Consider the following 14,409-nt stretch of genomic DNA (forward strand, 5'->3'; position numbering starts at 1 on the left):
CTGGCCCGCTCACGTGTGGACACTGCTCAGGACGGCTGCATGCCTGTGAACAGGACGCCGGCGTGATGCGGTTCGGGGGCGATGAAGGCCCCGTCAGCCGTGACATTGAGCCCGAGGCAGGCAGGCTTCGTGCGGTGTCGGTCTGAATCGGTCAGATCCGCTCACAGCGCCAACAGGCTATCTCCACAAGACATAAGATGATGCGCCTGGGTTGGCTGTTGCCCAGGTCAATGTCTGGGGCGAGGCGCCCCTGGTGGCTTGCGTCTGCCCGAGGCGCTAGGGAACGGAGCGGCTGAGAACGGTGCACCTGCACAGCTTCACCGTGTGCGGATTCCGATCCCTCAAGGACGTCCGTGACATTCCGGTCAGCACACCTACCATCCTCGCCGGCCAGAACGACGGCGGTAAGAGCGCGGTGCTTGCCGCGCTGGCCTTCCTTGTGGGCAATGAGCAGTTGACCGAGGACGATCGTACGTACGAGCTCGACGCTTCGGATGGCGTGGACGTCGATGACTCGGCGCCTCTCCTGCGGTGTTCGACCACGTGGGTGGAGGGGCAGTTCATCCTCGACTCTTGGGAGTTGGAATCGTTCGGCTTCCCGACCGAGGAGTTGCGCGTACGGCGACGCGCTGTCAACGGTGAAGGGCCCGTCCTTGAATGCTGGGCGCCGCTCGCGGACGACGAACGACTGCGTGACCCTTCCAAGCTGTCCCTCAACGAGGTGAGAGCCCTCGCCAAGCAGTTGCTCCCTGAGCTGTCGTCCACAAAACGCGGCGACATCGAGCCGGCCCTCTGCAGTTACGGCATGGCTCACGCCTCCGCGTCGGGCTGGGTTCCTGCTCCGAAGGAGATGGAGCGCCGCATGCCCCGGCTGATGCCGTTCGACGGGAAGTCGGCCGATCCCGACGCTGCGGTGAAGACCGCGCTGATGGGCCGATACCAGGCCCATATGTCGGACCCCACGCTTGAGGGCCAGTTGCAGTCGATCGAGGCTGGGATCAAAGAGCGACTTCAGGACGACGCCCGGTCCCTGTGCGAGCACATTCAGAGTCGTTGCGACGACCTCACAGACGTTGATGTCGAGCCTGTGGTCTCGTTCACTCACGGTTTCCGGGGTGCGCCGCTGCGAATCGCCCGTACGAAGGGTGAGACCGTGGGCCTGGATCGTTCCGGCCTAGGTAGCGCACGACGAATCTCCCTGGCGATCTGGGAGTGGAACAGCCAGCTGCTCACGCGCGAGGAGTTCGCCGACGTCGACTCCTCAACTGACCCTGAGACCGCCGAAGATGTCCCGCCTCCGGTACAGACGATCGTGATCTACGACGAGCCGGACACGCACCTCGACTACGGGCACCAGCGCAAGATCATGCAGCTCATCCGTGACCAGAGCGCACTGCCCCATGTGAACGTAATCGTCGCCACCCACTCCATGAACCTCATCGACGGTGTCGACATCGCCGACGTCGTGCATCTCCGACTGGAGTGCGGACGGACGGTGATCGAGCGGCTGGGGGCCGACACCCACGACGACATCGACGTGCACCTGGGGCGCATAGCCGCAGCGGTCGGTCTTCGAAACTCCGTTCTGCTGCATGAGCGTTGCTTCCTGGCTGTCGAGGGCGACACCGAACAGCGGGTGATCCCCATGCTGTTCCGGCTGTCTGAGGGCCAGTCTCTCCAGTCGGCCGGCATCGCCTTGTGGGCGTGCTTCAACAATGAGGGGGCCCTGCACCTCGCTCACTATCTGGTCGCGCATGGCCGCTCCGTGATGCTCATGGTGGACGCCGACAGCCGCACCTTGCCCAAGGGGCTCTTCAAGGAAGTCCGACTCCAACAGTTTTTCGGCAGTGCTTTCAGCGACGTTGTCCGTTTCGTGGGCGAGCCGGACGCCTTCAATGAGCTGGAGGAACTGTTCCCGGACGATTTGTGGGCCGCGACCGCCAACGAACTCTGGCCGAAGGACGGCGAGCCGTGGACCATGGACGACTTCACCGCTCAGCGCGGCAAGAAGTTCAGTAAGGAAGTGCTGAACATGCTCCGCAATGACAGCCCGAACGGGCCCAGCGGCAAACCCGACATGATGTTCGGGCTGGTGAGCACGCTCACCAGCCCTGATCAGGTGCCCGCACAGCTGCGGGAGATCTTCGGCGAGATCAGAAAGCTGGCCGCAGGGTAAGAGCGCGTAGCGCTGACCTGGTCTCACTGGTACCGCCGCGGCGCCGCCGCCGCCGTGCGAGCATGCGTTCCTTGCGCTGTTCCAATGTCGGCGGTTCCCACTTGTGCCAGCCCACCGGAGGCTTCCAGCGCTGCGCATGCTCCCGCGCCTCAAGCCCACACCATCGGCAGCCATTCGGAGCAGGTATGCGCTGGTCAGAGCCATTTTGCTGGTCAGTCATGAGTCTCCCTCCCCCACATCCAGAGTCTTCCCTATGGCACTGACATCACCCCTAGCCGACGAGCGGTACATTCCACGCTAAACCGGATGAAATAGGCGGGCTACCCGAACCGATTCTGTTATCTCCGTCTCATTGGCAGCGCTCGTTCGGTCTCAGATGCATCGCACCCTGTGTCCGCTTACCTTCGTACACCGGCGGTGATCGCTGTCCGAATAAGGCCAGCCTTCTAGCGGGTAGGTCGGCAGCGTAGCGCTCAACACCAGGCAGCGGACGTCGGATGGGGCCTGGGCTTCTTCTTGACACATCAGCTGAAGGCGAGTTCGCGGAAGGTGCTGCGAACCTCGGTCAATGGCCCACGATCTCTTGTGTAGTAAAGCTTGTTGGTCAGGAGCACCGCCCAGCGGCCCCCGGTGGGGGAGATCCACATGCCTGTGCCGGTGAAGCCGTAGTGCACCCAGACGTCCTCCTCGGCGGTGGTACCGGGCGCGGGATGCCAGAACAAGCCACGAGCCGGCTGGAGCTCACCCGTCTCGATGGTCAGGGAGTGTGTGATCCACTCGCTGCCGAAACCAGCCCGCACATGGGACGCGGCAGGGCCGAGCATGTACCGGAGGAAGATGGCGAGGTCGTTGAGGACGGTGAAGACGCCGGCGATGCCGCAGACGCCGCCCAGAAGGCGGGCAGAGAAGTCGTGGGCGACTCCCTTGAGGTGGGTGTCGGTGTCCTGGTCTAGTTCGGTGGGTGCGCAGCGGGCGGCGAGGTCGGCGGGCAGGGGGCCGAAGCGGGTGCCGGTCATGCCCAGCGGGTGCCAGGTGCCGGCGGTGGCCAGCTGGTCCAAGGGGCTGCCGGAGAGGTGCTCGGCGAGGTAGCCGAGGATGAGGGCGGCTCGGTCGGTGTACTCGACGGCTTCGCCGGGTGCCCGGTGGAGTGCCTCGTGCAGTACTCCGCGGCGGATATCGTCCGGGTTGGTGCCGTAGAGGTTCTTCAGCTGGGCTCGCAGTGGGACGCCGGCGGTGTGCGTCAGCAGGTGCCGGGTGGTGACGGCTCCGAGTGGGTGCCCGGTGACCTCCTGCCAGAAGCTGCCGAGCGGCTGGTCGAGGTCGAGGGTTCCGTCCTCGTACAGAGCGCCGACGGAGGACCAGACGGCCAGGATCTTGGTGAGGCTGGCGGCGTCGAAGACGGTTTCGGCGCGCATCGGCACGTCCGGCTCGGCGGGGTCGAGGACGCCGGTGGCACCCTGGTCGAGGATGCCGGTGGCATCGCCGAGGGCCCACACGGCGCCCGGGTACACCTTGTCGCGGACCCCCTCGTCGAGTAGGGCTTCGATGCGGTCATGGTCGTACGTCATGGTCTCCCTCTTCGCCGGGGTATCCCGTCGGTCAGCGTAGTGACGTTCGCAGAGCGGTTCGGGTAGTGACGTGTCGGGACGTCTGACGGTCGGTTCAGGTGAGCTGTCGGCCGAGGTCGGTCAGGGATCGTGCGGTTGCCGAGAGGGGGTAGCGGGCCGCATTGGCATAGCCCGCCTGGCGCAGAACGGACAGCAACCCAGGGGTCTTCATCAGCCGGTCGAGATCCCGTGCGAGGGCGGCGGAGTGGGTGAAGTCGGTGGTCATACCGGAAGCGGCGAGCGCCTCGCTGAGGCCGGGGACAGGCTGGTAAAGGACGGGGAGCCCGCACGCTTGGGCTTCCAGCGCGACCAGTCCCATGGCCTCCAGGGTGGTGGACGGCACGACCAGCACATCGTGTTCCGTGAAGGCTTTCCACAGCTGTGGGCGGCGCAGCCAGCCGAGGTAGCGGACTCGTACGCTGGCTCGTTGCAGCAGCGGGGCCAGTGCGTGGAACTGGGCTCTGGGCGCGGCGACGCTCAGCTCGACACCGGGCACCGGGGCCAGACTCTTGATCAGGGCCTCACCACCCTTTTCGGCGGTCAGGCGTCCTGCGTACAGGAGCCGCAGGTAGCTGCTGGAGGTGCGTGCCGGCCGGGCGGGTGGGGCGGTGAGCAGGTGGTCGGGGATGCCCCAGGGGATGTGGGTGATCTTGCGGCGTTCGATCTGCGGGGCGAGCTTGAGGAGGCGGTCGGCCATTGCGTTGGTCGGGACCACGATGGCGTCGGCGGCCCTGGCTGTTTCGCGCAGCACTTGGAGCTGGTCTCGGTGGGTCTCGGCGAAGAGCAGGTCCGTGCCGTGGACGAGGGCGATCCGAGGATGCGCGGGCAGAGCGCGGATGAGGGCAGGAGTGGCGCCGAATGCGAGGTGCTGCAAGTGGAGGACGCCGATCTGCGTGGGATCGAGTATGGCTGTGAGCGCTCTGCGCAGGGTGGCGACGTAGCGGCTGAAGGCCGTTCCTTCCAGACATTTGCCTGCTACGGGGAGCACGCTGAGTCCGGCGGGTGGCCGGGGAGCGTGACCAGGTGGTGCGAGCATGAAGGCGCGTGCCGGGATGAGGGGTTGTCGGCCGGTGTAGAGGCCGATGAAGAGCTCGACGCTGCCGCCGGGGCTTCCAACGGGGAGATCCAGGAAGGTGGCAGCCATCGGGCCGGTGGCCGAGCGAGCGTTCACCGCGTGCCTCCGTCGATCTCCTCGTAGAGGCGCGAGACGTCGATGCCTTGCGTGGACGCGTACTTGGCGGGCTGATGCTGGTAGCTGGCCGGGGCGCCGAAGGCAGTGAGGAAGACGAGCTTGCCGAAGGTCATGCCCGGATACACGCGCACCGGTCGCGTGGCGCGGATCTCCAGCGTCCAGCGGATCGCATGGCCCTGGTGTCCGAGCGGAGCCGAGACGTGAACCCAGATGCCCAGGGACCCGGTGGTGCGGTCGCCGTTCAGTAGCTGCGCGTACGTCTCCGAACCGGTCCGCTCCAGCGTGATGCCGAGGTAGAGCAGGTCAGGGCGCAGTACGAGGCCGGTGTCGGGGATGGGCTGCTCGGTGAAGGCGGTGGGGGTCGCGGCGTCGAGGTCGCCGTCGCAGACGCGGATCGTGTCCCCGAGCCGCCAGTCGTAGGCGTTGGGGGAGAGGCGGCTGGGTTCGTACGGGTCGATGGTGATCTCGTCGGCTTGGACGGCGGCGGCGATGGCAGGGCCGGTGAGGATCACGATGCCACCGCCTGGAGTCGGGCGAGGTCTCGCCAGTAGGCGGAGGGCTGCGGTCCTGCGGCGGCTTGGTACTTGCCGCGGTAGAGGTCGATGGCGCCGGTGGAGACGAAGAACATGATCTGCCCGATCTTCATGCCTTCGTATACGCGCAGCGGTCGGATCGGGGTGAGCATGAGCGTCCACTGGCCGTGGAAGCCGATGTCGCCGATGGGGGCGGTGATCTCGACGAACAGGCCGAGGCGTCCGACGGAGGAACGACCGAACAGCAGTGGCACGAAGGTGTCGGAGCCGACCTCTTCGAGGGTGTGGCCGAGGTAGAGCTCGCCTGGCTGGAGGATGTGCCCGTCCGAGCCGATGCTGGTTGCGTTTGTGGGGTTGGGCCGGTGTGGGTCCAGGACCGTGCTCGTGTAGGTGATCAGGGTGGGGCCCAGACGCACGTTGTAGCTGTTGGGGTTGACCTGGTCGGCGGCGAACGGGGTGATGCGGAGGCGGCCGTCGTGAGCGGCAGCGGTGATCTCCGGGCCGGTGAGGATCATTCGCTGTCTCCTTCCGCGGTGTCGGGAGCGGTGAGGACGTGCTGGACGGCCTGGTCCAGGCGCAGGCCGGCCTCGTGTGTGCGTCCGCCGAGGTAGGTGTCGGCGAGGTAGTCGGTGGTCAGCACGGTGGTGATGGCGTCCGGCAGGGGATAGGGGGCCGTGACGAGCGGACCGGACTGGGCGGTCAGATCTGACAGCAGGCCACGGAGGTCGCTGCCTGCCGGCTCAGGTACGTGGGCGTGCACCAGCTGGTTGGCGAACGGCTCGATGGAGAGCAGGTCGCCCTGGGTGAGTGTGTCGCCGAGCGGGACGGCACGTAGTGCCGTCTCGTTGAGGATGACCGTGTCTGACCCGAGTGCCGTACGCAGGCGGGCGGTGAGCTCCATGAGCAGGCTGCGCCGGTCGAGGGGCTGGTGGCGGTGCGCCGGACTGATCGGGCCGAGGACGGCGGCCAGCTGCTGCTTGACGTTTTCGATGAGGGAGCGCAGATCCGCAAGCTCCATGGGAAAGCGGCTCGGGGCCCGATTTGGGAAGGATGTAGTGCCGGCACCCCATCCCGTGCCTACGGGTGTCGCGATCGCATAGCCGTCGGCGAGTTCCTGACCCTTGGCGACCAGGGTGCCGTCGACTCGGACCGGTCCGTACTGATCGCTGTGGCAGTGCCCGGCGAAGACCACGTCGAGGAACGGACAGGCCGCCGCGAGTTTCCGGTCCTCGTCGAAGCCGGAATGGCTGAGCAGGACCCAGCTGTCCACCTCGTGGTGGTGGGCGCGAATGACCTCGCGCAGGGACTGCAGGGGATCGGTGACGCATTGGCCGGCTCGCTGGGCAGCCGGGATCGAGTGGAAGGCTTGCCGGCCGATCACAGCGGTTACGCCGACGCGCCGTCCATCGATGTCGGCGATGTACAGGCGGCGGAACAGAGCGTCGCCGGTGTTGGCATCCACGGCATTGGCGCAGACAGTGCGCCGGTGAAGGTCGGGTTCGAAGTAGTGGGGCCAGCCGTGGTTGCCGGGGGCCAGCACGTCGTACAGCCTGAGCAGGATCCCCCGCTCGATCGTGCCGCGGGCGAGGCGGTAGTACCCGCTGCCTTCGAAGAAGTCGCCGCAGTCCACGATGAGGGAAGTCGGCCGCAGCGAGTGGAGGTGGGTCAGGAACGGCGCGGCGTTGTCGAAGGCGGAGTGGACGTCCGTTGTGGCAACGATCTGGCGCAGGTTGCGCCCGTCGGTGGTCATGGGGTGACCTCGCAGATGTCGGCGCCCAGGGTGTGGAGCTTGCCGGGCAGGTCGGCGTGGCCGCGGCGGAGCTGGTCAAGACCGCCAAGGGTGGTGACGCCCTGGGCGGTAAGGCCGGCGACCATGAGGGCGGATCCGGTTCGGATGTCGGTGGCCTCCACGCCCGTCCCGGTCAGCCGTTGAGGACCAGTAAGGCGGCACTCGGTGGGGGAGATCTCCTCGATGAACGCCCCGAGGCGGGCCAACTGCGGCAGAAGATTGCCATGGCGACCCGGGTTGATGGCGTCGGCGAACAGGTGGGTACCGGGCAGGCCGAGGGCCAGTGCCATGAGTGGTGGTTCGAAGTCGGCGTCCAAGCCGCCCGGGCTGAGCGAGGCGGTGGCCCGTAAGGGGTGGCTGGCCAAGCGGCCGTCCTGGGCGTTCACGGTTAGAGTGTCCGCCTCGCTGACGGCGGAGATTCCCAGTCGGTGCAGGGCGGCCACGAGGGGGGCCAGGTCGTCAGCTCGCGCGCCTCGGATGCGCGCGCTTCCGCCGGTGGCGGCGACTGCGCAGGCGAGTGTCCCTGCCTCCACCTTGTCTCCCGGTACCACCCATGCGGCGTCGCTCGGTGCCGAGGGCGGCGGCGAGAGGGTGAGCAGGCGTTCGCTGGCCCGGGTTTCCCAGCCCGCCGCCTGCAGGGCCTCCAGCACATACAGCACTTCCGGCGAGAGATTGGGCTCGCCCAGCCGCAGAGGCCGGCCGGTGGTGACGGCTCGAAGCAGGGCGGCCACGGTCGCCCCGCGCGAGCGGAACGGCAGCACCAGGGACACCGTGCCATAGCGACGTCTGGCGGCCGCGACGCGGTATCCGGAGTCATCCAAGACACTCTGGTCGCCGAACGCTTCGTACACCTTGAAGTGCAGATCCATCCCGCGTGCGCCGATCCGACAGCCTCCCGGCCACGGCAGCCGTGCCTCCCCGTGCCGGGCGAGCAGGGCCGGCACCAGGTAGTACGAGGCCCGGATACGCGCGGCCTGGGGCAGGTGGGGGCGCACGGGCTGGTTTTCAGTCGGCAGAATCACCGCCGCAGTCGGCTTCCCGACCGGCTGCGCTACGTGCCAGCCCGACTCTTGGAGCAACGCGAGCATGGTCTGCACGTCCGTGTTGGCAGGGATGTTGTTCAGCCTCACCGGACAGCCGAGGACAGCCGCGGCGGCCACCAGCGGGAGCGCCGCGTTCTTGGAGCCGTCGACAGTCACAGTCCCGGTGAGTGGTGGGCCCGGACGAACGGCGATCACCTCGGCGGCCACGCCGGGGACGCGAGTGGTCGTCATCAGCAACTCCTCTGTGCAACAAGGGAGGACACGATCGGATGGTCCGGATTGGTGGGCAGTGCGATCTCGGCCCAGCAGCACTTCCCGACCGCCGTCGGCTCGACGCCGTATCGATCCGCGAGCGCGGCCACGAGGAACAGACCTCGGCCGCTCTCGCTAGACGGATCCGGGAGACCCGGCCGGGGCAGCTCCGGGCAGTCGTCGCAGACTTCGATCCGCAGTGACTGCTCGTCGAGACGGACGGACAGGGAGACCGGGCCGGCTTCGGCATGCCGGACCGCGTTGGTGACGAATTCACTGATCACGAGCTCGGCGGTGTGCACCACCTCGTTGCCCAGCACCGTGTCCCAGCCCTCTATCGCGTCCACGGCCCGGTGCCGGGCGGCGGTGACCGCGCTCGGTGTGGCGGATACGGAGAGTGCGAACTGGTGCGCTTTCACGAGCTGCCTCCAGGGTCGGTGCGGCTGCTCCAGGCAACCGCTCCGGAGGCAAGCGGGACCATGCCGTGTGCCGGGGCCGCATCACTTATGCAGGAGCTGCATCGCGGCCAATCGATGCTCGGTTACGCTCGGTTGAGCAGGCAGGATCGGCGACGGCAGAAGGGGCCGTGGCGCAGATGGCCGACGCACAGAGTGAAGCCGGACGGATCGGCGAAGTCATCCGTCAGGCACGCGTATTACAGCGACGCTCGCAGAAGGACGTTGCCACCGCACTGGGCTACCACCAGTCGAAGGTGAGCCGCCTGGAGAACGGCAGGGGCACGGAGGACGTGCGCGTGCTGCGCGAGATCGCGAAGGTACTGGACATCCCATCGCAACGTCTCGGCCTCGCCGCTGCCCCCGACGCCAGCCCCAGCGATCCCGGAACCGAGGACATGCACCGCCGCACCTTCCTTGCCGCGAGCGTCGCCGCGCTCGCGGCAACGCCGACGCCAACCGTGGCGCACCACGACCTGATCCAGGTCCTGCTGCCGGGACCGAGCCCCGCCGCCACCGGTGACTCCTCCGGTATCGACGAGCTGCGGGAGCGAGCGCGGACCGTGCGCCGACTGTTCTGCACGTGCGACTACGCGAAACTGGAGCAGGCCCTGCCGGGCCTGATCGCCGACCTGCGCCAGGTCACCGGCGGCTCCTCCGGTTCGGCGGAGGCGTCCGGGTTGCTCGCGACTGCCTACCAGACGTCGGTGAGCCTGTTGCTGAAGCGAGCCGACCAGGGCAACGCCTGGCTCGCGGCCGGCCGGGCCATGGCCGAGGCGGAAAGGTCCGGGGACCCTGTCGTCCTCGCCGCCAGCGTCCGCGTTCACGCTCACGTGCTCGTACGGGAGAAGCACACAGCCCAAGCCGTGAACATGGTGCGTCACACCGTCGACCAGCTCAGCGGCTCCTACGACCAACGCTCGCCCCGATATCTGGCGGCGGTCGGCCTGCTGCTGCTCCGCGGAGCAACCGCCGCCAGCAGAAACGGCGACCGCGAAACCACCCACGACTTCCTCACCGAGGCCAAAGAGGTGGCCCGCTACGTCGCATTCGACAGGCCGGACGCCTGGGCGAACTTCAGCCCGACCAACGTAGCCCTGCACGAGATCAGCGCGGCTGTCTCATTCGGCGACGCCGGAATCGCCCTCCAAACCGCTCGCCCCCTCATGCGGCGGCACATCCCCGTCCCCGAGCGACGGGCCGCGCTCTGGGTGGAGGCCGCCCGCGCCTACAGTCAGCAGGGCAGACTCGCCGACGGCTACCAGGCCCTGCGCATCGCCGAGAGCTGCGCGGCACAGGACGTCCGCCGCCCGGCCGTACGCGAACTGGTCGCCGACATGGCAGCCCGTGACCGTCGCCGGGTGCTGCCCGAGCTCCACCACTTCAGCCGCCAACTGGGAGTGCCCGCGTGAGTGACCAGCACGACAAGCCGTTCCTCCAGATCGTGGTCTGCGCGGCCGGGGTCGCCGCCGACGTCGGCCGGCTGATCACGGCAGCACAGGAACGGCACTGGGACGTCGGCGTCGTAGCCACCCCGCAAGGAGTCGGCTTCCTTGATGCCGAGGCGGTCGAGGCCCGGACCGGCCGCCCCATCCGCTCGGCCTGGCGGTCACCGGGCGAGCCACGCCCGAGCCGGCCTGCGGATGCGATCGCGGTCGCCCCGGCCACCTTCAACACGGTCAACAAGTGGGCCGCCGGGATCTCGGACAATCTCGCGCTGGGCATCCTGTGCGAGGCGCCTGCCATGGGTGTACCGGTCGCCGTGCTGCCGTACCTGAACTCCGCCCAGGCCGCCCACCCTGCATACCGACGGAGTCTGGACCTGCTGCGCGAGATGGGTGTCTTGGTCGGCTCCTACGAGCCTCACCGGCCGAAGGCGGGCGGCGGGGCCGACCGCTACCGCTGGGAGGAAGTGCTGGAGCTGCTTGCCCCGAGGCTGTCCGCGCGGTCGTGATCAGCGCCGACGTGCTCGCGGCGGCGGGAGCGAGACGGTGGTTGCCTCGTGGGCCGGAGCGCTGGGTGTCCCATCGGGCCGTGCTGCGCTGTGGGCCTGTCCTGCACGGGCGCGTGCGTTGGGCGTCGGCCGTGCGCTGACGCGTTGAATACGCCACGCCAGGGTCCGTGCGGGGGAGCGGGCGTCATCCAGGGCACGTTGGTCGGCGGCCTGCCTGAGAAGTCGTTCCGGGTCGTGCCCGAGTGCTTCCGCTTCGGCGAGTGCGGCAGTGAGGGCAGCGATCGCGGGATCTGCGAGGACCTGCTCCGAGTGCGCGGGTACGGCCCGACGGATGTGGTGGACGTGCCGGTCCACCGTTGGTTGCGGCGGTCGGTGCCGGACGAGGGCGGTCAGGGGTGCTGCTGCCTGGTCGTATGCGGCTTGGAGGTGGAGCAGAGTCTGCTGGGCGGCGGTGACCTGCTGGCCGTGGTGGCGGAGCTGGTGCCAGCGGGTGGCCGCGATGGTGACGAGGATCGCGGCATCGAGGAACATCGCCAGAGCCGTACCGTCCCCCGGTGCGGGCTCGCGGAGCATCGCCCGTATGGCGCTTCGCAGGGCGCGGGCGTGGTGGTGTTCGGCCTGAATACGGGAGCGCGTGGCGCGCTCGAAGGCGGAAGCGGCTTCGCGGAGCTGGGCGCGGATGGGTGCGGGGGCGAGAAGGGGCAAGGCGTCAAGGGCTTCACCGAAGGCGGCGAGGTGGGCCTGCGAGGCTCCATCGTCGTGACCGTTTAGGTGGTGGGGAATGCGCTCGGTGGCGGCGATGGCCTGGTGCCAGGGGTCGGGAGAGCGAGGAGAGCGCTTGCTCGGCTGATTGGTGAGCTGCGGGTCGGTGGCCTCCAGGCGTGCTCGGATCCTGGGGAGGGACAGGTCCGGGGCGAGTGTGGAGCCGGAGTACCAGATGGGTTCCTTGCCGGCAGTGAGGTTGTCTTTGCTGGCGACCTTGTAGCCGCGTACGTCGCCAGAAGGGAAGTACACGGCCTCGACCAACACGCCCTCGGTATGGCTGAGCAGGCGGATGAACTCCTCGGTGCTGGTGGAGGCGGCCACGGCAGTGCGGACGATGTTGCGTAGGCGCTCACGAGCCGACTTGTCCTGCCCTTGGCGGTGCGCCTTTTCCTGCTCGGCGCGGGTGGAGCGTTTGGCGGCGGTGCGGTCTCCGCGGAGGACTCGAAGGAGTCCGTACTCCTTTTCGATGGTGGCGAGTTCGCGGTCGGCGGTGAGGTAGTCGTTCCAGTGGCGGGCGGGGCGGAGATCGCCGCGGACCTTGGTGGCGGCGATGTGGATGTGGTCGGGGGCGTGGCGGACGGCGACCCAGCGGCAGCCGTCCGGGTCGTCTTGTGGCGCGATGCCGGTGGCGGCCACGACGCGGCGGGCTATGTCGGCCCACTCCTCATCGCTGAGGTGGCGGTCGGTCGTGGCGGCGCGGAGGGAGCAGTGCCAGACGTGCCGCTCGGGTGCGCGGCCGAGTCGGCGGGCTTGCTTGACGCGGAGGTCGAGGTCAGCCACGAGAAGCCGCTTTGTGGCGGTGAAGTCGTCCGTGCGGCCGGGGTCGGGGGCGAAGCCGTCCCAGGAGGCGACGAGGTGGGGGTCGGTGTGGTCTCTGGCCTTCTTGGTGTCGAACAGGTACCGGATCAGGCCAGCCGTGTCCTTTCCGCTGCTGATCTTGGCGATCATCGGGCGGCCTTGTTGGTGACGGCCTGGTTCGCAGCTGCGGCGATCTCGCTGATGGCTGCTCGGACCGCGCCGAGGGTGCGTTCGACCTGGGCGAGGGCGGCGGTGTCCCCAGAGTGTGGATGACCGCCGGAGTTGAGCTTCCGGGCGATCTGATTGGTGTTGTTGCCGATCTTGGCGACCTGCTCGCGCAGGGCGGTCAGCTCGTCGATGTAGTCGTCCAGCGGGGTGCGCTGGCCGGGCAGGGCGAGATCGCCGTGGATGTGGGCCATGACGACGGCGCCGACGTAGTGGGCGCCGGCGATGTTGAGCGACCGGGCCTTGGCGAGGATGGCGCTCTTCTCTTCGATGCTGTAGCGCACGTCGACGCGTGCTTTGCGCTGGGTGTCTTTGCGCTTGCGGCGGCGGGCGATGCGGTGCAGGGCGGCGGCTTCGGCGGCACGAGGGAGGACGACGGGGGTGGCCTGGACGCGTTGTCCTTCCTCGGGTGCCCCCTGGCGCCCGTGGGTCTCCGCCACCCCCGGGGCGGAACTCCCGTTGGACCGCCCCTTGGACGGTCCAACGGCATACCTTGCTGGCTGGGTGACGCTCGTGGTCATCTCCCGCTGTCCGGAGGGCAGCTCACGTCGGGCTTCGCGCATCGGGGCAGTCCTTACTAGGGGTCGGCGGACGGTAAGTGCCAGGGGCGGTCGGCTCCGCCCTCTGTCCACTCGCAGAGCAGCGCGATGACGGGCGGTACCGACCGGTCAGCGCGCTAGGAGACGCGCTCGGGCGTACGGTCGAGTTCGGCCTGCAGGCGGCGTGTGATCTCGGTGAGGCGGTCTTTGCCGACAGGGTGGCCCTGGGCTCGAATCGCCGCTTCGACGTGGCGGCGGGAGATACGTCCTTGGCGGCCCAGGGGCGCGGCGCGGCCGAGAGCCAGGAGCGTTTCCGTGGAAGCGCTGGGCTGCCGACCCTTGATCTGGCTGTGGGGCTGACGCGCCTCCGCCACTTCGGCCGGAGGGTCCGCCACGTCCGCGATGCCCTCCGCCACAACTTCATGCCGTGCTTGTGCCGCGCCCTTCAAGGCATCGGCCGTGTCGCTGTCTAAAGCGGGCCGCAGCACGTTCTCAACGTGAGTGTGGCGCTGAGCACTGACAGGTTCAGTCGAGTGTCGGCCGGTGGGGTGGCGGCGTATGACGAGATCCAGGTGGACGGCTCCGGCGAGCGCGAGCGGGGCGATGGCCGACAGGGCGCCGACGGTGACGTCGTCCAGGTGGAGCCCGGTGGCGTCACTCTCCTGGTTGAGACGGACGGCGTGCAGGGCGTTCGCCCAGATGCTCGTGATGGTGGCGATGCCGACGAGGGCCCAGACGTACAGGCGAGATCGCCAGGGGGCGGCTCGCAGGATGAGCAGGGCCGCGACGCCGATGGCGATGAACCCGTCGATCACGAGCGGGAAGGCGTACGTCAGCACTCCGCGGATGTGGATGGCCACTGCCATCTGCCGCAGGGCGTCGTACGAGAGGGCGAAGCCGATCGTGCCGACCAGAGCGACTCCCAGGCGGATCGCGACGGTCATCATCGGTACTGGGGTCGCGGTGGTGCGTACGGGCAAGCGGGTGCTCCAAGCGGGGAGGGCTGGTGGGCAGGGAGGTGGCGGACCCGTCGCACCCGTCGCACGGCTGGTCAGAGCAGGTACGGGTGATCGTCGTGGTA

General features: G+C 68.3%; 13 protein-coding genes. 3 read left to right on the top strand and 10 right to left on the bottom strand.

The annotated features are described in order from the left end of the window. The first annotated feature begins 301 nt into the window (after window positions 1-301). Window positions 302-2,176, top strand: coding sequence for an ATP-dependent nuclease (locus IG88_RS0124875; RefSeq protein WP_031045331.1), 1,875 nt, complete (start codon window positions 302-304; stop codon window positions 2,174-2,176). Between the two features lie 524 nt (window positions 2,177-2,700). On the opposite strand, the gene IG88_RS0124880 is transcribed toward IG88_RS0124875, so the two are convergent. From IG88_RS0124880 to IG88_RS0124910, 7 genes are all read right to left on the bottom strand, one after another. After that, on the bottom strand, window positions 2,701-3,744 hold the full coding sequence (locus IG88_RS0124880; protein ID WP_031045334.1) for a serine hydrolase domain-containing protein: 1,044 nt from the start codon (window positions 3,742-3,744) through the stop codon (window positions 2,701-2,703). Window positions 3,745-3,838: 94 nt separating this feature from the next. Further along, window positions 3,839-4,927: a glycosyltransferase family 4 protein gene (locus IG88_RS0124885; protein ID WP_031045336.1), complete on the bottom strand. Its 1,089-nt coding sequence runs from the start codon at window positions 4,925-4,927 to the stop codon at window positions 3,839-3,841. Window positions 4,928-4,950: 23 nt separating this feature from the next. After that, window positions 4,951-5,487: a dCTP deaminase gene (locus IG88_RS0124890; protein ID WP_031045337.1), complete on the bottom strand. Its 537-nt coding sequence runs from the start codon at window positions 5,485-5,487 to the stop codon at window positions 4,951-4,953. Further along, the gene (gene dcd / locus IG88_RS0124895) at window positions 5,484-6,023 is read right to left on the bottom strand and encodes a dCTP deaminase (protein ID WP_031045339.1); all 540 of its coding nucleotides are present in this window, start codon (window positions 6,021-6,023) and stop codon (window positions 5,484-5,486) included. Before dcd ends, IG88_RS0124890 begins: the two co-directional genes overlap by 4 nt. Next, the gene (locus IG88_RS0124900) at window positions 6,020-7,258 is read right to left on the bottom strand and encodes a metallophosphoesterase (protein WP_031045342.1); all 1,239 of its coding nucleotides are present in this window, start codon (window positions 7,256-7,258) and stop codon (window positions 6,020-6,022) included. The genes dcd and IG88_RS0124900 overlap by 4 nt, the downstream gene beginning before the upstream one ends. Further along, on the bottom strand, window positions 7,255-8,571 hold the full coding sequence (locus IG88_RS0124905) for a UDP-N-acetylglucosamine 1-carboxyvinyltransferase (RefSeq protein ID WP_031045344.1): 1,317 nt from the start codon (window positions 8,569-8,571) through the stop codon (window positions 7,255-7,257). The genes IG88_RS0124900 and IG88_RS0124905 overlap by 4 nt, the downstream gene beginning before the upstream one ends. Beyond that, window positions 8,571-9,011 (bottom strand): ATP-binding protein, encoded by a 441-nt coding sequence (locus IG88_RS0124910; protein ID WP_031045347.1) that lies wholly within the window; start codon window positions 9,009-9,011, stop codon window positions 8,571-8,573. Before IG88_RS0124910 ends, IG88_RS0124905 begins: the two co-directional genes overlap by 1 nt. Window positions 9,012-9,187: 176 nt before the next feature. Here IG88_RS0124910 and IG88_RS0124915 point away from each other — a divergent pair, with 176 nt between their 5' ends. Then, window positions 9,188-10,459, top strand: a complete 1,272-nt coding sequence (locus IG88_RS0124915) for a helix-turn-helix domain-containing protein (protein ID WP_031045349.1) — start codon at window positions 9,188-9,190, stop codon at window positions 10,457-10,459. Beyond that, the gene (locus IG88_RS0124920; RefSeq protein ID WP_031045352.1) at window positions 10,456-11,001 is read left to right on the top strand and encodes a flavoprotein; all 546 of its coding nucleotides are present in this window, start codon (window positions 10,456-10,458) and stop codon (window positions 10,999-11,001) included. The genes IG88_RS0124915 and IG88_RS0124920 overlap by 4 nt, the downstream gene beginning before the upstream one ends. Here the strand turns inward: IG88_RS0124920 and IG88_RS0124925 are convergent, their stop codons facing one another. The 3 genes from IG88_RS0124925 to IG88_RS0124935 form a co-directional block, all read right to left on the bottom strand. After that, window positions 11,002-12,714, bottom strand: coding sequence for a relaxase/mobilization nuclease domain-containing protein (locus tag IG88_RS0124925; RefSeq protein WP_031045355.1), 1,713 nt, complete (start codon window positions 12,712-12,714; stop codon window positions 11,002-11,004). After that, entirely contained in the window at window positions 12,711-13,229 is a 519-nt protein-coding gene (gene mobC / locus IG88_RS0124930; RefSeq protein ID WP_031045358.1) for a plasmid mobilization relaxosome protein MobC, read from the bottom strand. Before mobC ends, IG88_RS0124925 begins: the two co-directional genes overlap by 4 nt. 236 nt (window positions 13,230-13,465) lie before the next feature. Continuing rightward, window positions 13,466-14,272: a DUF2637 domain-containing protein gene (locus IG88_RS0124935; RefSeq protein WP_078861602.1), complete on the bottom strand. Its 807-nt coding sequence runs from the start codon at window positions 14,270-14,272 to the stop codon at window positions 13,466-13,468. Window positions 14,273-14,409: the final 137 nt, after the last annotated feature.

The sequence above is a fragment of the Streptomyces sp. NRRL F-5650 genome, from assembly GCF_000721365.1.
GTDB classification, from domain to species: Bacteria; Actinomycetota; Actinomycetes; order Streptomycetales; family Streptomycetaceae; genus Streptomyces; species Streptomyces ardesiacus.